The following is a 20,101-nucleotide window of genomic DNA, read 5'->3' on the forward strand; positions in this document are numbered from 1 at the left end:
GGGTCCCCCTTCGCCCGGGCACGACGAAGGGGGCGACCCGGTGCGTGACGCACGGGCCGCCCCCTCCGGGTGCGCTCAGCCGGACTTGCGGCGGAACATCTGCTGGGAGCCGGAGGTCTCCGGGCCGTGGGAGGACTCGACCTTGCCGTGCCCTCCCTCTGCCGAGACGTCCCGGCCCGCATGGGCCTGCTTGCGCTCCAGCGCCTGCCGGAACTTCTCCTTGACGTCCTCGGGGGCGCTCTCGTGCTTGCTCATGCGCACCACCTCCTCGTGTCGGGGTTGCCGCGACGGCGCGTGCCGCCCGGAGCGACCACGCTCCCAGCCACGGCCGCCGGGCGCAACGCAGTATCGGGCCCGCCGGTACAGTGACGGGGTCGCGCGGCCGACGGCCGCGACGGGCACCCACCACCGACGAGGGCCGCAGGGCCACGAGGAGTACACATGCCGGCGATCGTGCTGGTCGGAGCCCAGTGGGGCGACGAGGGCAAGGGCAAGGCCACCGATCTCATGGGCCGCGACGTCGACTACGTCGTGAAGTTCAACGGCGGCAACAACGCCGGCCACACCGTGGTCATCGACGGCGAGAAGTACGCCCTGCACCTGCTGCCCTCGGGCATCCTGTCGCCGAACTGCACGCCGGTCATCGGCAACGGCGTCGTCGTCGACCTCGCCGTGCTCTTCGAGGAGCTCGAGGGCCTCACCGCCCGCGGCGTCGACGTGAGCAAGCTGCGGATCAGCGCCAACGCGCACGTCATCGCGCCGTACAACCGCACCCTCGACAAGGTGACCGAGCGCTTCCTCGGGTCGCGCAAGATCGGCACGACCGGCCGCGGCATCGGCCCGACCTACGCCGACAAGATGAACCGCACCGGCATCCGCGTGCAGGACATCTTCGACGAGTCGATCCTGCGCCAGAAGGTCGAGGCCGCGCTCGCGCTGAAGAACCAGGTGCTCGTCAAGGTCTACAACACCCGTGGCGCCGAGGTGGACCGCGTCGTCGAGGAGCTGCGCTCCTACGCCGACCGCCTCGCCCCGATGGTCGGCGACACGACCCTCGAGCTGGAGAAGGCGCTCGACGCCGGCCAGAACGTCTTGCTCGAGGCCGGGCAGGCGACCCTGCTCGACATCGACCACGGCACCTACCCCTTCGTCACCTCCTCCTCGGCGACGGCCGGCGGCGCGTGCACCGGGTCGGGCATCCCCCCGACCCGCGTCAGCCGCGTCATCGCGATCCTCAAGGCGTACACGACCCGCGTCGGCGAGGGCCCCTTCCCCACCGAGCTCTTCGACGACGACGGCGAGTTCCTGCGCAAGACCGGGCACGAGTACGGCACGACGACCGGGCGCCCGCGCCGCTGCGGCTGGGTCGACACCGTCATCGGGCGGTACGCGACGCGGATCAACGGCGTCACCGACTTCGTCGTCACCAAGCTCGACGTCCTCACGGGCCTGGAGCAGGTGCCGATCTGCGTGGCCTACGACGTCGACGGCGTGCGTCACGACGAGATGCCGGTGAGCCAGAGCGACTTCCACCACGCGACGCCCATCTACGAGACGATGCCGGGCTGGTGGGAGGACATCAGCGGCTGCCGCACCTTCGAGGAGCTGCCCCAGGCGGCGCAGGACTACGTGCTGCGCGTCGAGGAGCTCATCGGCGCCCGCGTCTCGGCGATCGGCGTCGGGCCGGCCCGCGACGAGATCATCCAGCGCCACCCCCTGCTCGACAGCTGACCGCCGGGCGCCCGCCCCACGACGCGGCGGGCGTCAGGCGCGGTCGTCGTGCGCCAGGGCCGCCCCGAGCTGGAAGCGCGTGTGCACCTGGTAGTCGTCCATGAGGCCGGCGACCCGCCGACGCACGGTGCGCAGCGCGACCCCCAGGTGGCGGGCGATGGCCTCGTCCTTGTAGCCGAGCGCGAGCAGCTCGACGATGCGCTGGTCGACCGGTGCGCCGTGGTCGCGCGTCGGTGTCGCGCTCCACACGTGGTCGAACCAGCCCTGGAAGGCCCCGATGAGCACGGGGTTGCGGATGACGAGGTAGGCCGAGCCGGGGTCGCCCCACGTCGAGGGGGTTACCACGACCTCGTCGCCGAAGATCGCGAACTCGTGCTCGAAGGTCTCGACGACGTGCTGCTCCTGCCCGGCGTTGCGCAGCGCGTCGAGGCGGCGGGTGCTGTCGGCCACGTCGATGACGGCCCGGGTGTAGATCGTGCGCTGACGCTGGCCGTCCCGGGCCCGGTCGAGCGCGTGGCTCGCGTGCTCGACGTCGGTCACCGCACCCACCTCGCCGTCGAGGAAGACGCTGTCGACCTGTCCGACCGACATCGCGATCCGTCCGAGGACCGGCGCGGCGACGGGCTGCTCGAGCACCTCGACGCCCAGGCGCACCGGGGAGTCCTCCGTCGCGACCTGGCTGCGCAGCGCGAGGAGCGCGTCACCGAGGTCGGCCAGCTCGTCACGTCGTCGGCCGAGCCGCTCGAGCTCGGAGGCGAGCATGGACTCCAGGCGCTGCAACGGGGAACGGGGGCCGATGCCGGGCACGTCTGTCATCATAGTGCCAGTGTCATCTCGATGCCGAAAAGCGGGGTGCGTCAGGCGAGAAGTCGTGCACAATACAACTCATCGGGAGCACATCACCGGTTGCGGATCAGGGGACTTCTGCAGACGGTGTCGCTCCGGTACATGTCCACAGGGGGTGGCGTGTACCAGCAGGACCCGTGTCCACAGGGGGTGGCGCGGGCCCGGGGCCCGGCTCCGGTCGTCATCGACCGGGCCGGGCCCCTTGCTGCGCCCGGGGTCGTCTCACCCCGAGCACGACGAAGGGGGACCCCACCGGGGTCCCCCTTCGCACTGCTCTCGGGTCGGCTCAGCCGAGCAGCTCGCGGGCTGCCTCGGGGGAGCTGTCGGAGAGGAAGGTGCGGCAGCGCTCCTCCTCGTCGACCTCGCCGATCGCGTCGGCGGCCCGGGTGAGCGCGGCCAGCGCGCGCAGGAAGCCGCGGTTGGGCTCGTGGCTCCACGGGACGGGGCCCTGACCGCGCCACCCGCTGCGGCGCAGCGAGTCGAGCGCGCGGTGGTACCCGGTGCGGGCGTAGGCGTAGGCCTCGACCCGGCGGCCGTCGTCGAGGGCCTCCTCGGCGAGGACGGACCAGGCCAGCGAGGACGTCGGGTGCGCCGCGGCGACGTCGGCCGCGGGCGCGCCGTCGGCGAGCAGCCCGGCGGCCGGGTCCTCGGGCAGGTAGGTCTCCGGGATGCCCAGGAGGTTCTCGCCTGCCACGTCAGGCCTTGACGGAGGTGCCGGCGGAGCGAAGGTTCTCGCACGCGGTGACGATGCGCGCGGCCATCGCGGCCTCGGCCTCCTTGCCCCAGGCGCGGGGGTCGTACTGCTTCTTGTTGCCGACCTCGCCGTCGACCTTGAGCACGCCCTCGTAGTTCTTCATCATGTAGCCGACGACCGGCCGGGTGAAGGCGTACTGGGTGTCGGTGTCGACGTTCATCTTCACGACGCCGAAGTCGACGGCGTCGGAGATCTCCTGGGCCGTCGAGCCGGAGCCGCCGTGGAAGACGAGGTCGAGCGGGCGCTCGCCCTTGTCGGACCCGTACTTCGCGACGATCGCGTCCTGGCACTGCTTGAGGATCTCGGGGCGCAGCTTGACGTTGCCCGGCTTGTACACGCCGTGGACGTTGCCGAAGGTCAGCGCGGCCATGTACCGGCCCTGCTCGCCCAGACCGAGCGCCTCGACGGTCGCGAGGGCATCCTCGGGGGTCGTGTAGAGCTGGTCGTTGATCTCGTTGGCGACACCGTCCTCCTCGCCGCCGACGACACCGATCTCGACCTCGAGGATGATGTCGGCCGCCGCGGCGAGCGCGAGCAGCTCCTGGGCGATCTCGAGGTTCTCCTCGAGCGGCACGGCCGAGCCGTCCCACATGTGCGACTGGAAGATCGGGGTGCCGAAGGTGTCCTTGTGCTCCTGGCTCGCGGCGAGGAGCGGGCGGACGAAGCCGTCGAGCTTGTCCTTCGGGCAGTGGTCGGTGTGCAGCGCGATGTTGACGTCGTAGTTCTTCGCGACCTCACGGGCGTAGGCGGCGAGCGCCAGCGAGCCGGTGACCATGTCCTTGACCGTCGGGCCGGAGAGGTACTCCGCGCCGCCGGTGGAGACCTGGACGATGCCGTCGGAGCCGGCCTCGGCGAAGCCGCGGATCGCGGCGTTGAGGGTCTGGCTGGACGTGACGTTGATGGCCGGGTACGCGAAGGAGCCTGCCTTCGCGCGGTCGAGCATGTCCCGGTAGACCTCAGGGGTGGCGATGGGCATGGCGTCGTGCTCCTTGTCAGCGATGTGTGGTCCTGCCCACGATCCTTCCACGTCGCCCCGCCACGCCGCTCCCCTGCCCGTCAGGTGCCCGAAGGGGGACCCGGCGGGCCCGGGTCAGGCCGGCTCGAGCTCGAGCGAGCCGAGCACCTGGTAGAGCTCGTCGACCCGCGTGGAGGGCAGGTCGGAGACCGGCGCCTCGGTGAGCAGCACGACGGCGAAGGTGTCGGGCGAGCCCTCGGGCTGGTGGAAGAAGGTCATGATCCCCGTGTCGCCCTCGGCGCCGCCGCCGTCGTCGACGAGCACGGTGAAGGTGCGCTCGGCGACGTCGACCGTCGTCTGCTGGACGGTCGAGTCCTCCTCGGCGAGCTCGCGGTAGTCCAGCTCGCTCTCGACGAGGTCCATGCCGGGCTTGCCGCCGACGACGATCTGGAAGGCGGTGCCGTCGTCGTCGCACCGCGCGCTCGACGGCTTCGTCGCCTCGTAGCAGTCCGCGGGCAGGCGCCAGCTGATGCTCGACGCCGCCCCCTCGAGCGTGACGTCGGAGCGGGCCTCGTCGAGCCGGTCGTCGCCCGGGGCGTCGAGCGGCACGGTCGGGCTGCCCGGCGCGGGGATCGCCGACGAGGACGACGACGCAGGTGGCTGGGAGGACCCGGCGTCCTGCGCGTCGCCCCCGCCGCAGCCGGCGAGGAGGGCGACGGCGGCGAGGGCGGTCGCCGCACGGGTCGAGGACGTGGTGATCACGAAGGGGCTCCTGGCGACGTCGGGGGTGGCCGGGTCACGGTAGACGAGCCGGGGCGCGAGGTCTCGACCTGCCCGCCGCCTGCCCGTCACGGCGCGACCAGGAGCGCCTCAGAGACCGGCCTGCCAGGCCACGATGCGCTCGACCGCCTCGGCGACGGCCTCGGGCCCGGCGGCCAGGCTGAGCCGGACGTGGCGGTCGCCGGCGCGCTCGTCGAAGTCACCGCCCGGGGTGACGGCGACGCCGGTCGCCTCGAGCAGCGCCGCGGCGTAGGCGGCGGAGTCGGGCCAGCGCTCCAGCTGCGGCCCGAGGTCGGCGTAGTAGTAGAAGGCACCGTCGGCCGGGGCCGCCTCGCCCCAGCCCAGCCGCGGTGCGAGCTCGAGCAGCACCTCGCGGGTGCGGGCGAAGCCGGCCACCGCCTCCTCGCACTCGAGCAGCGCCTCGTCGGTGAGCGCGCTGAGCGCGGCCATCTGCGCCGGTGCGGGCGGGCACAGGGCGATGTTGCCGGCGAGCGCGTCGACCGGCCCGACGAGGTCGTGCGGCACGACGGCCCAGCCCAGCCGCCACCCGGTCATCCCCCAGTACTTGCTGAAGGAGCTGATGACGACCGCGTCGTCGTCGACCTCGAGCGCGCACACGCCGCGGGGGTCGGGCGCACCCGGCTCGGGGTAGGTGATGCCGTGGTAGATCTCGTCGCTGACGAGGCGCACGCCGTGCTCGGTGCACCACCGGGCGATCGCGGTGAGCTCGGCGCGGCCGATCATCGTGCCCGTCGGGTTCGCCGGCGAGGCGAGGACGAGCCCGGCGAGCGGCTGGCGGGCGTGCACCTCCGCGAGCTGCTCGACGGTCGGCTGGTATCGCACCTCCGGCCCGCAGTCGAGGTCGACGACCTCGCAGCCGAGCCCGCTGAGGATGTTGCGGTACGCCGGGTACCCGGGGCGGGCGAGGGCGACCCGGTCGCCCTGGTCGAAGGCGGCGAGGAAGGTCAGCACGAAGGCCCCCGAGCTGCCCGTCGTCACCGCGACCCGCTCGGCCGGCACGTCCAGCCCGTACCAGTCGCGGTAGTGCTGGGCGATGGCGCTGCGCAGCTCGGTCAGGCCGAGAGCCGGTGTGTACGTGAGGGGCTCGCGCGACTCGTGGATCGCTGCGGCAGCCCGCGAGACCGCGGTCGGCGCGCCCCCGGCCGGCTCGCCCGCGCACAGCGAGATGACGTCACGCCCCTCCTCGCGCATCCGGGCGACCCGGGCGAGGACCTCCATGACCCCGAAGGGGGTGACCTGGCTGCGACGCGACGGTGACGGCCTCGACATGGGGTCATCCTCCACCTTCGCCCGGATCGAGCGAGCGCCGCATCCACCCGGATCGAGGTGCCGTGCGTCTGACCCGGTGAGAGGGTGACCGGGTCAGGGGCGAAGGGGTGTCGATGGAGCAGGACCAGGAGGCGTTCACCGCCTTCGTCCGCGAGCGGTCGACGGCGCTGCTGCGCACGGCCTACCTGCTGACGGGCGACCGCGCCGACGCCGAGGACCTGCTGCAGGAGGCGCTCGTCGCCCTCGCCCGGCACTGGCGACGCGTGGCCCGCGAGGGCAACCCCGAGGCCTACGTCCGCACGGCCCTGCACACCCGCGCGATCGACGGCTGGCGACGGCGCGCGGTGCGCCCGCGCGTCGTCGGCGAGCCGAGCGAGCACACCCCGCTCGAGGGTGACGCGTACTCCGAGGCCGCTGCCCGGCTCACCCTCGCCGACGCGCTCGCCCGGCTGACCCCGCGGCAGCGGGCCGTGCTCGTGCTGCGCTTCTACGAGCAGCACACCGAGGTCGAGACCGCGCGGGTGCTCGGCTGCTCGACGAGCACCGTGAAGTCTCAGACCCGGCACGCGCTGGCCCGGCTGCGTACGCTCGCGCCCGAGCTGGCGCAGACCTTCGACCGTGAGGAGGTGCGGCGATGAGCACCTCGTTGCACGACGCGCTCGCCGAGCTCGCCGACGACATCGTGCCCGAGAACGTGCCGGGCGGGCTCGCCGAGAGCGCCTGGTCCACGGCGCGGGTGGAGCGTCGTCGCTCGCTGAGCCGCCGCTCGGTCGCGCTGCTCGCCGCGGCCGCGGTCACCGTGCTCCTCGCGTGGGTCTCCTTCGGCGGGGTGTCGCGGGTCGACACCCTGCCGGCGACGCCGACCGGGCCGGTCGGGTACCCCGAGCGGGTCCGCTTCCAGGCCGACCCGCCCCAGCTGCCCCTGCGCTCCGGCCCGGTCGCGGGCCTCATCTCCGTCGGCACCGACGACGACGCCGACGACCCCGATCGCAACGCCGTCTCGAGCCCGACCGTCAACGGGGGCAGCGCCATCCAGGCCGTGCTGCCGAGCGGCGAGCTGCGCAGCCTCGACGACGTCATCCCCGCCGGGGACCTCCGGCCCGACCAGGCCAGCGAGATCCTCGATCCCGTCGCGCTCTCCCCCGACGGGACGAAGATCGCCGCCGTCCGTCACACGGCGACGGTGCTCACGCGCTCGTCGACGAGGGACAGCACCTACGTCCTGCACGTCCACGACCTCCGCTCAGGCCAGCACCACGTCGTCGACGGCAGGGCGATCGGCCTGAACGACGCGGCGCAGAACGTCGTGTGGAGCCCTGACGGGAGGCACGTCGCGATCCGGACGAGCGCGAAGGGCGAGGGCGTCGCCGTCGTCACCGCCGCGGGTCGTGTCGTCGCCCAGGTCGACCGGGCGACCAGCCCAGACCGACCGAAGAGCGTGGCGTCGCTGTACCTCGCCGGCTGGTCCGACGACGACACCGTCCTGCTCGTGACCCATGCGCAGCGCAGAAGCCTGTACCCCAGCGAGCTCGACGTGCGCACCGGCCGGCTCGAGCACCTGCCCCGTCAGCCGGCGAACGACCATCTCCTGACCTACGTCGACGGCTCGTACATCGCGCCTGGCGACGTCACCGTGCACCAGGGCGCCCTTGCCGTGCTCGGCCTCGTCGGGGATGACCCGACCTGGACCTTGTACACCGATGTCGACCGACCGGACCGCTCGCCCAGCGCGGTCGCCTGCTGCCCCGGTGCCGGCGGTCCGTTCACCGACCGTCGCCTCTACTCGCCCGGCGGCGGCATGCTCGCCGTCGGCGACGTCGACGGGACTCGGGTCGTCGCGGGGTCTTTCTTCTTCGAGGGCGGCACGGACGACGTGCGCACGGTCGTCGATCCGTCCCTGCGCACCTCCGACATGGTCGTCGCCGAGGAGGTCTACGCCCAGGGTCGGGCGAGCAGCTCGCTCTTCGGCACCTGGGACCTGTGGGTCATCTGGCACCCGTGGTGGACCGCGCTCGGCGTCGCCGGGGCGGGCCTCGTCCTGTGGTGGATGCTTCGTGACAGCACCTGGGCGGTCAGGCCTCCGTGGCGAGGGCGCCGGCGAAGCCGAGCATGACGACACCGGTGCCGCCGTCGACGCCCCGGCGCACCCGGGAGCGCTGCAGCGCCCCCTTCGCCCGGTCGGCCGCGAGGACGACGCCGAGCAGGACGACCGCCCCGAGCGCGACGAGGGTCATCGCGTAGATCGCGAAGGTGAGCGCCGAGGCGTGCGCGCCGACGAACTGCGGGAGCACGGCGAGGTTGAACATCAGCACCTTGGGGTTGGTGATGTTGCTGAGGAATCCCGAGCGCAGCTCGCGCCACGGCCGGCGGGCGCGCGCACGCAGCCCCTCGACCTGCCAGCCCTCGCCGCGGCGCAGGGCCGCGCGGATCGCGACCGAGCCGAGGTAGACGAGGTAGGCGACGCCCGCCCAGCGGATCGCCTCGAAGACCGGCTCGGCGTGGGCGATGACCGCGCCGAGACCGGCGGCGGCGAGCAGCCCCTGCACGGTGCCGGCGAGGCAGATGCCGATCGCCGTCCACGTCCCCCGACCCCGACCGCCGACGACGGTGTTGCGCAGGGTGAGGAAGGTGTCCGGCCCCGGCGCGAGGGCGACGAGCGCGGCGAAGGCGACGAAGGACAGGTACTGGCTCACCGACGGAGCGTAGGGCCGCCCGAGCCCGCCGCACCAGAGATGTCAGGTATTCGGACTCAGGCGGGGGCGGGTCCCCCTTCGCCAGGCTCGAGGGCATGACCACGCACACCGTCAGCCGCCTCGTCGAGGCGACGCCGCAGACCCGCAACCGGGTCGTCGATCTCTACCGGGCCGTCGCCATCACGGTCGTCGTCCTCGGTCACTGGCTCATGGCAGCGGTCGTCGTCCGCGACGGCGACGTCAGCCTCGTCAACACCCTCGAGCGCGTGCCGGTCCTCCAGGGGCTCACCTGGGTCTTCCAGGTCATGCCGCTCTTCTTCCTCGTCGGCGGCTACGCGAACGCCACGTCGTGGCGCTCCGCGCGGGCGAAGGGGGCGACCTGGGCCGGGTGGCAGCGGGCCCGGCTGCGCCGCCTCATGACCCCGGTCGTGCCCCTGCTCCTCACCTGGCTCGTCATGGTGAGCGTCGCGCACGCCGCCGGGGTGCCCGCCGACCTGCTGCGCACCGCGTCGCAGACGGCGCTCGTGCCCACGTGGTTCCTCGCGGCCTACGTGCTCGTCGTCGCCGTCACCCCGGTGACCCTGCGGCTGTGGGAGCGCCTCGGCTGGTGGAGCGTGCTCGGCGGCCTGGCCCTCGGCGGGCTCGTCGACTACGCCTCGATCAGCACCGGGCAGGTGCTCGTCGGCTTCGTCAACTACCTCGTCGTCTGGGCGACGGTGCACCAGCTCGGCTACGCCTGGCGCGACGGGCGCCTCGACGGCACCGGCCGCCGGCTGGGCCTCTCGCTCGTCGGGCTCGTCGGCGTGACGACCCTCGTCGCGCTCGGGCCCTACCCGCTGTCGATGATCGGCATCGGCGGCGAGGTCGAGAACTCCTACCCGACGCGCATCACGATGGCGCTGCTCGGCATGGCCCAGATCGGGCTCGCCCTGCTCGCCGAGACCCCGCTGCAGCGCTGGCTGCAGAGTCGCGGGCCGTGGACGGCGACGGTCGCGGTCAACGCCCGGATCATGACGCTCTACCTGTGGCACCTCACGGCGATGGTCGTCGTCGTCGGGGTCGGCGTGCTCCTCGGCGGGCCGGGGATGGGCATCGAGCCGGGCACGGCGCAGTGGTGGCAGACCCGTCCGGTGTGGCTCGTCGTGCTCGCCGCGGTGACCTTCGCCCTCGTCGCCTGCCTCGGCCGGCTCGAGAACCCTCCTGCCGAGACCCGACCCGCGCCGCGCACGTGGCAGCCGCTGCTCGCGACGGTGGCCGTCTGCGGCGGGCTCGCCGTCATGGCGAGGTCGGGCATCGTCGGTGACGGCGGCGTCCAGTGGGTGTGGCCCCTGCTGCCCGTCGCCGGGCTCGTCGCGACGCGGGTGATCCCCCTTCGCCGGCGGGCCGGGATCTGAGCCGACCGCGACCCGGGCAGACCACGCAGAGCGCCGGTGCCGTCGTGTGACGGCACCGGCGCGCGCGGCGGTACGGCGTCGGCCGGCCGTCGAACCCCTCCGCGGTCATGCCCTCGTCGCCTGCCCTGGCCGCACGAGTGAGCCCCCTGTGCTCGCCCACACGGTCAGGGCTCCAGGATCGGCGCCGCAGGAGGATCGGTCGAGGTGGCGAATGCGCCACCTCGGCTCCACCACGCCGCGAGCTGCGAGCGGCTCGTGCACCCGACCCGCTCGAAGAGGTCCTCGACGTGCTTGCGCACGGTGCGCTCCGAGATCGACAGCCTGCGACCGATCTGCGCGTTCGTCAGCCCTCGGGCGACGAGGACGACCACCTCGAGCTGGCGCGAGGTCAGCCGCACCTCGTCCGGCCCTCCCGACCAGTCCGAGCGCGGCTGCGCCGGGTCGGCGAGGCCGACGAGGCGGCGGCGCAGGAGCACGGCGTCGTGCACGGCGGCCCGCACCGCCTCGACGACCTCGAGCGCCGCGTCGTCGAAGTCGTGGGTCTCGCGCCACAGGCACACCAGGGTCATCGTCGTCGGCCCGCTCCCGAGCGTCGCGGCTGCCTGGTAACGCATCCCGCGCGGCGCGAGCAGCTCCTCGTAGACCTGCGACCCCCAGACGTCCTCGGGCACGACGCACTCGGTCATCCGGGTGGTCAGCGTCGGCCGGCTCGCGAGGTACCGGGCGTAGGGGTGGGTCGGGAGCAGCTCCCGCCACCGCGCACGCTCGGCCTCGGTGAGGTCGTCGCCGTGCACGAGGACCCGCGGCACCGGGTGCACGAGGTCGAGGCCGAGGTCGACCGACAGGGTCGTCGTGTCGGCGCCGGCGTGCCGCGCGAGCAGGGCCAGGAGGTCGGGCCCGACGTCGTCGCCGTCGACGACGGCGTGGGCGATCTCAGCGGTCTCGCGCGCCAGCGCGGCGCGCCGGGCGTACGGGTCGGCCACCATCGACGGCCCCCTCCGGGCCGGGGCCACCCCTTCGCGGCCCGCCTCCGCCCAGCATCCCACCGGCGTGCGACCCGTGACCGCGTGCGGCACCCGCGATCCCGTCCACCGAGAGGATGCGAAGGGGTGGCCGCGAGTTCGTCACTTATTCCCCCCTTCGGGCGGTTTGGTGTGATAAGGGGAGGCGTGGGTAGGGTGCCACCCGCCGCGATCCCCTGCGACGGCCACGCCACACACCAGAAGGGCACGACCTCGTGTCAGAGACGACATACCAGCTCATCGCCATCGCGATCTACTTCGTCGCGATGCTGAGCATCGGCTACTACGCCTACACCCGCACACGGAGCATCGACGGCTACATGCTCGCCGAGCGCGGGCTGCGCCCCTCGGTCGCGGCCCTGTCCGCGAACGCCTCGGACATGTCCGGCTGGCTGCTCATGGGTCTGCCCGGAGCCATCTACACCTCGGGTCTCATCGAGGCGTGGATCGCCATCGGCCTGACCATCGGCGCCTACCTCAACTGGACCTTCGTCGCGCCCCGTCTGCGCGCCTACACGGAGATCGCCGGCGACTCGATCACGATCCCGAGCTTCTTCGAGCGTCGCACCCGCGACACGACGCGGCTGCTGCGCGTCGTCGCCGCCCTCGTCATCCTCGTCTTCTTCACCTTCTACGTGTCCTCGGGCATGGTCGCCGCGGGCAAGTTCTTCGAGAGCTCCTTCGGCTGGGGCTACCTCAGCGGGATGATCCTCGTCGCGGTCATCACCCTCGCCTACACGCTCTTCGGCGGCTTCCTCGGCGCCACGCTCACCGACGTCGCCCAGGGCCTGCTGATGTTCGCCGCCCTCGTCGCGGTGCCCGTGGTCGCCCTGCTCCAGCTCGGTGACCTCGGCGACCTCGTCGCGCAGGCCGAGAGCGTCAACCCCGACGCCTTCAACCTCTTCGCCGGCATCGACGGCGGCGCGATCGCGTGGATCGTCGGGATCATCTCGACGACCGCGTGGGGCCTGGGCTACTTCGGCCAGCCGCACATCATCGTGCGCTTCATGGCGCTCCGCACACCCTCTGAGGCCAAGATCGGCCGTCGTGTGAGCACGACGTGGATGATCATCACCGCGCTCGGCGCCGTCGGCACCGCCCTCATCGGCATCGCGTACTTCGCGGGCGACCCCGCCAAGCCGATCGAGGACCCCGAGACGGTCTTCCTCCTGCTGAGCCAGATCTTCTTCCACCCGCTCGTCGCCGGCCTCGTCCTGGCCGCGGTGCTCGCCGCGATCATGTCGACGATGAGCAGCCAGCTCGTCGTGTGCTCCTCGGCCCTCGTCGAGGACCTCGTCAACCTCGCCGGTCGCAAGGCCAGCCCCGAGCGCCTCCTCGCCTATGGCCGTCTCGGCGTCCTCGCCGTCGCGCTCGTCGCCTTCGTCCTCGCGCTCGACTCCGACTCGGCGATCCTCGAGCTCGTCGCCTTCGCGTGGGCCGGCTTCGGCGCCGCCTTCGGCCCGATCGTCCTGCTGTCGCTGTACTGGCGCCGTCTCACGGCCATGGGCGCTCTCGCCGGCATGATCACCGGCGCGGTCGTCGTCTTCGTCTGGGGCAACATCGACGCCCTCTCCGACGAGATGTACGAGATCGTCCCCGGCTTCCTCGCCGCGCTGCTCGTCGCCGTCGTCGTCAGCCGCCTCACGGCGACCGACCAGCCGGGCGTCGACGAGGAGTTCGACCAGATGATGGTCGAGCTCGACCGCCCCCGCGTCACCGTCTGAGCGCAGACCTCACGACGACGCCCTCCCCGGGTCACCCGGGGAGGGCGTCGTGCGTCACGGGGCCGTCAGCCGGAGGCGACGGGGCGCTGGTGGTGGACGTGGCGGCGCACCCACGCGTGCATGACGATCGCGGCGGCGGCCCCGGCGTTCATCGAGCGGGTCGAGCCGTGCTGACCGATCTCGACGACGTCGTCGCACACCGCGAGCATCTCCGCGGTGATGCCCGGCCCCTCCTGCCCGAGGACGAGGACGCACCCGTGGGGCAGGTCGTAGGTCTCCAGCGGCAGCGCGCCGGGCACGTTGTCGACGGCGACGAGGCGAAGGGGTGCGCCCCCCTCTCCCGCCGTCTGGGCCCACGTGTGCAGCGCCTCGGCGTCGGCGTGGTGGTGCTCGACCTGGTAGCGGTCGGTGACCATCGCGCCCCGCCTGTTCCACCGGCGTCGCCCGACGACGTGGAAGGCGGCGGCGCCGAGCGCGTTCGCCGTGCGCACGACGGAGCCGATGTTGAAGTCGTGCTCCCAGTTCTCGATGGCGACGTGGAAGCCGAGACGTCGTGTCGCGAGGTCGGCGACGATCGCGTCGTGGCTCCAGTACCGGTAGCGGTCGACGACGTTGCGCCGGTCCCCCGCCTCGAGCAGGGCCGGGTCGAGACGGTCGTCCTGCGGCCACGGGCCCTGCCACGGACCGACCCCGACCTCGCGCTCCTCGCTCACGGGGGCCCAACCTACGCGGGGCGGGCGGGTCCCCCTTCGCCCCCTCGCCCGGCGGTCTGTCCAGCGCCCTCCCAGGCGCGGACCTCTACCCTGGGTCGCGGCCCGTCCCGACCGGGACGGCCACCAACCGCGGGAAGGGCGGCATGCAACAGCTCATCGACTGGGTCCTCTCGGTCATGGAGTCCGTCGGCGGTCCGGGGATCGCGCTGGCGATCTTCCTCGAGAACGTCTTCCCGCCGATCCCGAGCGAGGTGGTCCTGCCGCTCGCGGGGTTCACCGCCGCCAACGGCGAGTACACGATCGTCGAGGCCATCGCCTGGGCCACGCTCGGCTCGGTCGCCGGCGCGCTCCTGCTGTACGCGATCGGCGCGGTCGTCGGGATGGACCGGCTGCGCCTCGTCGCCCAGAAGATGCCGCTCGTCGACGTCTCGGACGTCGACAAGGCCGACGTGTGGTTCAGCAAGCACGGGAGCAAGGCGGTCTTCTTCGGCCGGCTCATCCCCGGAATCCGCAGCCTCATCTCCATCCCCGCCGGTGTCGACCGCATGCCGATGGGGCGCTTCTTCCTCATGACCCTGGCAGGCAGCGCGCTGTGGAACACCGCGCTCGTCAGCGCCGGGTACGCGCTGGGCAGCCGTTACCACCTGGTGGAGCAGTACATCGACCCGATCAGCAAGGTCGTCTACGTCCTCATCATCGTGACCTTCCTCGTGTGGGTCGGCTTCCTCGTGCGCCGCTCACGGCGTCGCTCGCACGACCCGGACGACCACATCGACCTCGAGGCCGGCACCGACCGCTGAGCCCAGGCCCGCCGAGGTATGGCAATCGGGCTCCGATCCTCACCGGATCGGAGCCCGTTGCCATACCTCGGCGGACGAAGGGGTGGTGGCGGCAGCCCGGGCGAGGCGATATCTCGTGGCGCCCTCGCCCGACGCCTGAGAGGGTCGGCAGATGACCGTGGACCGACCGTGGTGGCACGCGCACAACGCCGGGCTCGAGGCGCTGAGCGCCGAGGACCGGCAGTGGCTCCCCGAGGACGCCGCCCTGCCCACCCACGTCCTGGATCTGCTCGACGCCGTGGAGGCGCGCTTCGCCGCGGCCCGCACCGTCGCCGACTGGGCGGACCCGCACGACGACCGCGCGGCCCCGGGCGAGCACGCCGAGCCGCGCGAGGAGGAGTACTCACGGGTCAGCCGCCCAGAGCGTCACGTCGTCGTCGGCGAGCGGGTGCAGGCCTGGGTCGACGAGCTCGTCGCCCGCGGCCTGGCGGACCCCGAGGAGGTCCCGCCGCCCCGGCCTCTCGGCCCGTCGGAGGCAGCCAGCAGCGGTGACGGGTGGCTGCTCCGCCCCCGCCTCGAGCTCGACCGGGTCGTCGTGCTCCGTCCGCAGCGCGCCGGCGCACTTCCCCTCGTCCTGGGGCAGATCGGGTCCGAGGCGGTCGTCGTCGCGGCGGGCTCGCCCGCCGTCGAGCTGGCCCTGCTCCCCGACTGCGGGTGCGACGCGTGCGACAGCGGCTCGGCCGCGCTGCTGCAGGAGGTCGACGAGGCCGTCCTGCCCGTCGTCGACGGGGCGCTGCGGGTCCGGGTCACCGCCGAGCGGGAGCAGGTCGCGAGCGCGGGCTCCGCGCGCACCGCCTCGTGGGCGCGGCCCGAGACCCGGGCGCGTCGGCGTGCGCTCGGGCGCGGGGCGCACGAGCACGCCGGGCCCCCGTGGGACCCGGCGTGGCCGGTGCGCCGCCCGTCCCCCTTCGCCTGAGCCCAGGCCCGCCGAGGTATGGCAATCGGGCTCCGATCCTCACCGGATCGGGGCCCGTTGCCATACCTCGGCGGACGAAGGGGTGACCGCCTCAGATCTCGGCGTTCCACGCCTCCTTGTAGCCCAGCTTGCCGCTCGTCTGGAGCAACGCCCGGCGGTAGATCCGGGTGGCGACCGCGAGGACGAGGGTGGTGAGGGCGAGGAGGAGCAGCAGCGCGACGAGGGCCTGCCACCACTGCGCCTGGCCGGTGACGAGCCGCATCGGCATGAGGACCGCCGAGAAGGGCGGCAGCCAGGACAGCACCGAGGCGATCGTGCCGGTGGCGAAGATGCCGGAGAAGAAGACCGCCATGATGAGCAGGGTGACCGGCGTCGACGTCGACTGGACGTCCTCGACCCGGCTGGCCAGTGCCCCCGCCATCGCGAAGAGCGTCGCGACGAGGACGAAGCCGGCAAGGTAGAAGGCGACGTACCAGAGGATGCCCGAGGACAGCGACGGCAGCAGCGACCCGAGGTCGGTGAGCGTGAGGCCGACGAGGCCCACCCCGACGAAGAGCGCGAGCTGGCCGACGGCGAGGACGAAGTTGCCGAGGATCTTGCCGGCGAGCAGCTGGGTCACCGGCATAGACGTCGCGATGATCTCGACGATGCGCGACTGCTTCTCCTCGACGACGCTCATCGCGAGCGTCATGCCGAACATCATCGCGCTGAAGTAGAAGAGGATCGCCATGACGAAGCCGACGGCCTGCGCCAGGCCGGCCCGCTCGGCGTCGCCCTTGAGCAGGGTCTGGGTGACCTCGCTCCCCTTCGTCAGCTCGGCGGTCGTCGTGCCGGCCGCCTCGGCCCGCTCGGCGAGCACCTGCTGGGCGACGCCCTCGGTGACCGCGCTCGACAGCGCGCCGTCCTGCTCGTCGTAGGCGGTGAGGGTCCACGTGCCGTCCTGCTCGTGCAGCCAGCCGTCGGCGTCGCCGGACTCCAGCGCCGCCCGCGCGGCGTCGGCGTCGGGCTCGTCCTGCACCGTGATCGTCAGCTTGTCGTCGGCCTCGGCGGGGGTCGCGACGGCCTGGGCCATCGACGTCGCCTCGGGTGTCGCGACGAGGGTGACGTCGCGGTGCCGCTCGGCCTGCCAGGCCTGGAAGCCCATGAGGCCGGCGACGAGGGCGAGGGACATGAGGGTCCCGAGGATGAAGGACTTGTCCCTCAGCTTGACCATGACCTCGCGCTGGGCGACGAGGCGCCACGGGGCGGTGCGGGTGCTCATGCCGTGACCTCTCGGTAGATGTCGGACAGGGCGGGGACGACGCGGGTCAGCTCTCGCACGCCGCCGCGCTCCAGCGCGGCCCGCACGAGGGCGTCGACCCGCGGGTCGCTCCCGGCCCAGGTGGGGTCGACCCCGGCAGCGGCCCCTGTACCGCCGCCGGGATCGAGCTCGATGAGGGCCGTCGGCCCGTCCACGTCGACCGTGTGGATGCCGGGCAGGTCACGGACCCAGCCGGCGTCCGACCCGAGCGTGACGCGGTACCGCTCGGGCCCGCCGGTGCGCAGCTCCGCCGAGGTGCCCTGCGCCCGGACCTGGCCCTGGGCGAGGACGACGAGGCGGTCGCACAGGCGCTCGACGAGGTCGAGCTGGTGGCTGGAGAAGAGCACCGGCACCCCGCGCGCGGTGTGCTCGCGCAGCAGGTCCGCCATCGAGTCGACGGCCTGCGGGTCCAGCCCGCTGAAGGGCTCGTCGAGGACGAGCGCGACGGGCTGCGACATCACCGCGGCGATGATCTGCACCCGCTGCTGGTTGCCCAGCGAGAGCTTCTCGACGGTGTCACCGGCCCGGTCGAGGAGCCCGAAGCGGTCGAGCAGCTCGCTCGCCTCCGTCGTCGCCGCCGCCTTGTCGGTCCCGCCGAGGGTGGCGAGGTAGACGAGCTGCTCGAGGATCTTCTGCTTCGGGTAGAGGCCGCGCTCCTCGGGCATGTACCCGAAGCGGCGGCGGTCGGCGGTCGTGATCTCGTGCTCGCCGTAGCGCACCGTGCCCTCGGAGATGCCGAGGACGCCCATGATCATGCGCATCGTCGTCGTCTTGCCGGCGCCGTTGCCGCCGACGAAGCCGGTCATCTGACCGCCCGGCACGGTGAAGCTCACGTCGTCGACGACGGCCCGGTCGCCGAAGCGGCGCGTGAGGCCCTCGACGCTGATGGAGTCAGGGGTGGAAGCCATGACCAGGACACTAGGTCGGCCCCCTGCCCCGGCGGATCCACCGCGGGGGTGACCCGGGACGGCCCCGTCCTCCCCCTGAGGAGGGAGGGCTCAGCCGACGACGCCCGCCTGGTGGGCGAGCACGACGGCTTGCACCCGGTCGCGCAGCTGCAGCTTGGCCAGGACGTTGCTCACGTGGGTCTTCACCGTGGCCTCGCCGATGTAGAGCTCGCGCGAGATCTCGGAGTTCGACAGCCCGCGCCCCACCGCGACGAGCACCTCGCGCTCGCGCTCGGTGAGCACGCCGAGGTCGGGGGTGGCGCCCGAGGAGGCGGCGTCGGTCGTCTCGCTCGTCACCATCGCGCTGATGACGCGGCGGGTGACCTCCGGCGCGAGGAGGGAGTGGCCGCGGCCGACGGCCCGCACGGCGTCGACGAGCTGCTCGGCCTCGGCGTTCTTCAGCAGGAAGCCGCTCGCCCCCGCCCGCAGCGCGTCGAAGAGGTAGTCGTCGCGGTCGAAGGTCGTGAGGACGACGACCTGCCCGAGGCCCTGCCGCACGATCTCGCGGGTCGCGGCGATGCCGTCCATGCCGGGCATCTGGACGTCCATGAGGACGAGGTCGGGGCGCAGCTCGGCGGCCCGCTCGACCGCCTCGGCGCCGTCGCCGGCCTCGCCGACGACCTCGATGTCGGGCTCGACGCCGAGCATCATCGCGAAGCCGGCCCGGATGAGGCGCTGGTCGTCGACGAGCAGGAGCCGCAGCGGTGCCTCGTGCGTCGCCTGCTCGCTCATGCGTCTCCCCCTTCGAGCGGGACCCTGAGCCGCACACGGTAGCCGCCCGTCGCCCGCGGCCCGACCTCCACCGTGCCGCCGAGGAGGCCGGCCCGCTCGCGGATGCCCATGTGGCCCAGGCCGGAGCCGGTGCTCCCGGCGCGGGCGCGACCGTCGTCGGTCACCTCGACCTCGGCGAAGGGTGAGCCCGACCGGGTCCGCACCCGCACGACGACCCGGGCGGTCCGGGCGGTCGAGTGCTTCGCGACGTTGGTCAGCGCCTCCTGGGCGGTGCGGTACATGCTGTGCCCGACCGCGGCCGGCACGGCGTCGAGGGCGTCCTCGCAGTCGAGCACGACCTCGTGCTCGACGTGGAGCACCGGCCCGTCGCGCTCGGCGACGAGCCGGGCGATGTCGCCCAGGTGCGGCTCCGGGCCGCGGTGCTCCTCCTGGGTGACGACCGGCGTCGCCGTGCGCAGGGTGCGCAGCAGCGATCGCATCTGGGTGACCGCCTCGCGGCTCGAGCTCTCGATGACCCCGAGGGCGTCCGTCGCGGCGCCCGGGTCGCGCTGGAGCACGCGCCGCGCGCCGGCCGCCTGGACGCCGATGACGGAGACGTGGTGGGCGACGACGTCGTGCAGCTCGCGGGCGATGCGCAGCCGCTCCACGACGACGGCGCGCTCGCTCAGCTCTTCGGACTGCGCCGAGATCGTGCTCGCCTGGTCCTCGAGACGGGCCCGCTGCCGGCGGTTGCGCCAGGCGCTCTGGCCGACGAGGACGGCGCCGCCGAAGTAGACGACGTTGATGAGGGTCGTCAGCGCGATGCCGGCGACGATCGCCCGCGACCGGTTGGCCGGGTCGCTCCCGGCGAGCATGTCGTCGACGGCGCTGCCCACGGCGAGGCTCCAGACCAGCCACGCGAACATCCCGACGAGCACGGCGCCGACGACGAGGACCATCTCGGAGCGCCGGCGGGCGTAGGCGACACCGGAGTAGACGACGGCGAAGTAGACGAGCTGCGTCGACAGCAGGCTCGCCATCGGGCTGACGAAGGTCGCGATCGCCCAGTAGGCCACCGAGCCGACGACGAGCATCGTCAGCGGCCACCGGCGGCGGCCGAGCAGGAGCAGGCAGGGCCCGGCGGTGACGAGCCACTGCACCCAGACGGGGTGGTCGACGGCCTCGAGCACCCCGACCCCGCGCATGAGCTCGACGGTGAGCAGGCTGAGCACGGCGGTCCCCGCGGTGATGAGCGCGTCCTGGCGGGTCACCTCGCTCCCCGGGCGCTCCCAGGGGTCGTCGATCGCGAAGAACCGGCGCAGGGTGTCGATGAGGACCACCCCGACACCCTAGGAGAGCGCCGGTGCGCCGCGCCTCCGTCGCGAGACGGAGACACGGCGCACGGGAGCCAGCAGACGGGCGAAGGGGGTGGCCTCAGTCGTCGTCCCACTCGTCGTCGTCGCGGTCCTCGGTCTCGACGTCGTCA

Annotated in this window: 20 protein-coding genes; 7 read left to right on the forward strand and 13 right to left on the reverse strand. The window is 73.0% G+C overall.

Annotated elements, in window-relative coordinates:
* Nucleotides 1-75: 75 nt before the first annotated feature.
* Complete coding sequence (locus tag L6241_RS05710; protein WP_068272198.1) at nucleotides 76-255, reverse strand: DUF5302 domain-containing protein; 180 nt, start codon at nucleotides 253-255, stop codon at nucleotides 76-78.
* A gap of 186 nt (nucleotides 256-441) precedes the next feature.
* Between L6241_RS05710 and L6241_RS05715 the strand changes: the two genes are divergently transcribed.
* Nucleotides 442-1,731: an adenylosuccinate synthase gene (locus tag L6241_RS05715; protein WP_123093111.1), complete on the forward strand. Its 1,290-nt coding sequence runs from the start codon at nucleotides 442-444 to the stop codon at nucleotides 1,729-1,731.
* A 33-nt stretch (nucleotides 1,732-1,764) separates the two neighbouring features.
* Here the strand turns inward: L6241_RS05715 and L6241_RS05720 are convergent, their stop codons facing one another.
* From L6241_RS05720 to L6241_RS05740, 5 genes are all read right to left on the reverse strand, one after another.
* Nucleotides 1,765-2,550, reverse strand: coding sequence for a hypothetical protein (locus tag L6241_RS05720; protein ID WP_163562428.1), 786 nt, complete (start codon nucleotides 2,548-2,550; stop codon nucleotides 1,765-1,767).
* A 313-nt stretch (nucleotides 2,551-2,863) separates the two neighbouring features.
* Nucleotides 2,864-3,271: a DUF3151 domain-containing protein gene (locus L6241_RS05725; protein WP_368245329.1), complete on the reverse strand. Its 408-nt coding sequence runs from the start codon at nucleotides 3,269-3,271 to the stop codon at nucleotides 2,864-2,866.
* 1 nt (nucleotide 3,272) lies between these two features.
* Nucleotides 3,273-4,307 (reverse strand): class II fructose-bisphosphate aldolase, encoded by a 1,035-nt coding sequence (gene fbaA / locus L6241_RS05730; protein ID WP_123093105.1) that lies wholly within the window; start codon nucleotides 4,305-4,307, stop codon nucleotides 3,273-3,275.
* A gap of 114 nt (nucleotides 4,308-4,421) precedes the next feature.
* Nucleotides 4,422-5,048, reverse strand: a complete 627-nt coding sequence (locus L6241_RS05735; RefSeq protein WP_368245330.1) for a hypothetical protein — start codon at nucleotides 5,046-5,048, stop codon at nucleotides 4,422-4,424.
* A 108-nt stretch (nucleotides 5,049-5,156) separates the two neighbouring features.
* A complete protein-coding gene (locus tag L6241_RS05740; protein ID WP_368245331.1) occupies nucleotides 5,157-6,356 on the reverse strand; it encodes an aminotransferase class I/II-fold pyridoxal phosphate-dependent enzyme in 1,200 nt (399 codons plus the stop codon).
* 113 nt (nucleotides 6,357-6,469) lie between these two features.
* Between L6241_RS05740 and L6241_RS05745 the strand changes: the two genes are divergently transcribed.
* Together L6241_RS05745 and L6241_RS05750 are read left to right on the forward strand one after the other, a co-directional pair.
* The gene (locus tag L6241_RS05745; RefSeq protein WP_201467874.1) at nucleotides 6,470-6,994 is read left to right on the forward strand and encodes a SigE family RNA polymerase sigma factor; all 525 of its coding nucleotides are present in this window, start codon (nucleotides 6,470-6,472) and stop codon (nucleotides 6,992-6,994) included.
* Nucleotides 6,991-8,469, forward strand: a complete 1,479-nt coding sequence (locus L6241_RS05750) for a hypothetical protein (protein WP_368245332.1) — start codon at nucleotides 6,991-6,993, stop codon at nucleotides 8,467-8,469. Before L6241_RS05745 ends, L6241_RS05750 begins: the two co-directional genes overlap by 4 nt.
* On the opposite strand, the gene L6241_RS05755 is transcribed toward L6241_RS05750, so the two are convergent.
* Nucleotides 8,429-9,049, reverse strand: coding sequence for a LysE family translocator (locus L6241_RS05755; protein ID WP_368245333.1), 621 nt, complete (start codon nucleotides 9,047-9,049; stop codon nucleotides 8,429-8,431). The genes L6241_RS05750 and L6241_RS05755 overlap by 41 nt on opposite strands.
* A gap of 95 nt (nucleotides 9,050-9,144) precedes the next feature.
* On the opposite strand from L6241_RS05755, the gene L6241_RS05760 reads away from it, so the two are divergent.
* Entirely contained in the window at nucleotides 9,145-10,443 is a 1,299-nt protein-coding gene (locus tag L6241_RS05760) for an acyltransferase (protein WP_368245334.1), read from the forward strand.
* Between the two features lie 164 nt (nucleotides 10,444-10,607).
* Here L6241_RS05760 and L6241_RS05765 read toward each other — a convergent pair whose 3' ends face one another.
* Nucleotides 10,608-11,429: a response regulator transcription factor gene (locus L6241_RS05765; protein WP_368245335.1), complete on the reverse strand. Its 822-nt coding sequence runs from the start codon at nucleotides 11,427-11,429 to the stop codon at nucleotides 10,608-10,610.
* Between the two features lie 251 nt (nucleotides 11,430-11,680).
* Between L6241_RS05765 and putP the strand changes: the two genes are divergently transcribed.
* Nucleotides 11,681-13,189 (forward strand): sodium/proline symporter PutP, encoded by a 1,509-nt coding sequence (gene putP / locus L6241_RS05770; RefSeq protein ID WP_368245336.1) that lies wholly within the window; start codon nucleotides 11,681-11,683, stop codon nucleotides 13,187-13,189.
* 65 nt (nucleotides 13,190-13,254) lie between these two features.
* Here putP and L6241_RS05775 read toward each other — a convergent pair whose 3' ends face one another.
* Nucleotides 13,255-13,902: a TrmH family RNA methyltransferase gene (locus tag L6241_RS05775; protein ID WP_123093087.1), complete on the reverse strand. Its 648-nt coding sequence runs from the start codon at nucleotides 13,900-13,902 to the stop codon at nucleotides 13,255-13,257.
* Between the two features lie 143 nt (nucleotides 13,903-14,045).
* On the opposite strand from L6241_RS05775, the gene L6241_RS05780 reads away from it, so the two are divergent.
* Nucleotides 14,046-14,702 carry a DedA family protein gene (locus L6241_RS05780; RefSeq protein ID WP_123093085.1) on the forward strand — a complete coding sequence of 219 codons (657 nt, stop codon included), beginning with the start codon at nucleotides 14,046-14,048 and terminating at the stop codon, nucleotides 14,700-14,702.
* Between the two features lie 151 nt (nucleotides 14,703-14,853).
* Entirely contained in the window at nucleotides 14,854-15,657 is an 804-nt protein-coding gene (locus tag L6241_RS05785; RefSeq protein ID WP_368245337.1) for a DUF6226 family protein, read from the forward strand.
* Between the two features lie 91 nt (nucleotides 15,658-15,748).
* Here the strand turns inward: L6241_RS05785 and L6241_RS05790 are convergent, their stop codons facing one another.
* The 4 genes from L6241_RS05790 to L6241_RS05805 all read right to left on the reverse strand — a co-directional run bounded on the left by L6241_RS05790 (nucleotide 15,749) and on the right by L6241_RS05805 (nucleotide 19,955).
* Nucleotides 15,749-16,918, reverse strand: a complete 1,170-nt coding sequence (locus L6241_RS05790) for an ABC transporter permease (RefSeq protein WP_252975425.1) — start codon at nucleotides 16,916-16,918, stop codon at nucleotides 15,749-15,751.
* Nucleotides 16,915-17,865, reverse strand: coding sequence for an ABC transporter ATP-binding protein (locus tag L6241_RS05795; protein ID WP_368245338.1), 951 nt, complete (start codon nucleotides 17,863-17,865; stop codon nucleotides 16,915-16,917). The genes L6241_RS05790 and L6241_RS05795 overlap by 4 nt, the downstream gene beginning before the upstream one ends.
* Before the next feature lie 90 nt (nucleotides 17,866-17,955).
* Nucleotides 17,956-18,636, reverse strand: a complete 681-nt coding sequence (locus L6241_RS05800; RefSeq protein ID WP_368245339.1) for a response regulator — start codon at nucleotides 18,634-18,636, stop codon at nucleotides 17,956-17,958.
* Nucleotides 18,633-19,955 carry a sensor histidine kinase gene (locus L6241_RS05805; protein WP_368245340.1) on the reverse strand — a complete coding sequence of 441 codons (1,323 nt, stop codon included), beginning with the start codon at nucleotides 19,953-19,955 and terminating at the stop codon, nucleotides 18,633-18,635. The genes L6241_RS05800 and L6241_RS05805 overlap by 4 nt, the downstream gene beginning before the upstream one ends.
* Nucleotides 19,956-20,101 lie beyond the last annotated feature (146 nt).

Origin of the sequence: Janibacter sp. Y6 (assembly GCF_040900765.1) — a bacterium.
Lineage (GTDB): Bacteria > Actinomycetota > Actinomycetes > Actinomycetales > Dermatophilaceae > Marihabitans > Marihabitans melonis.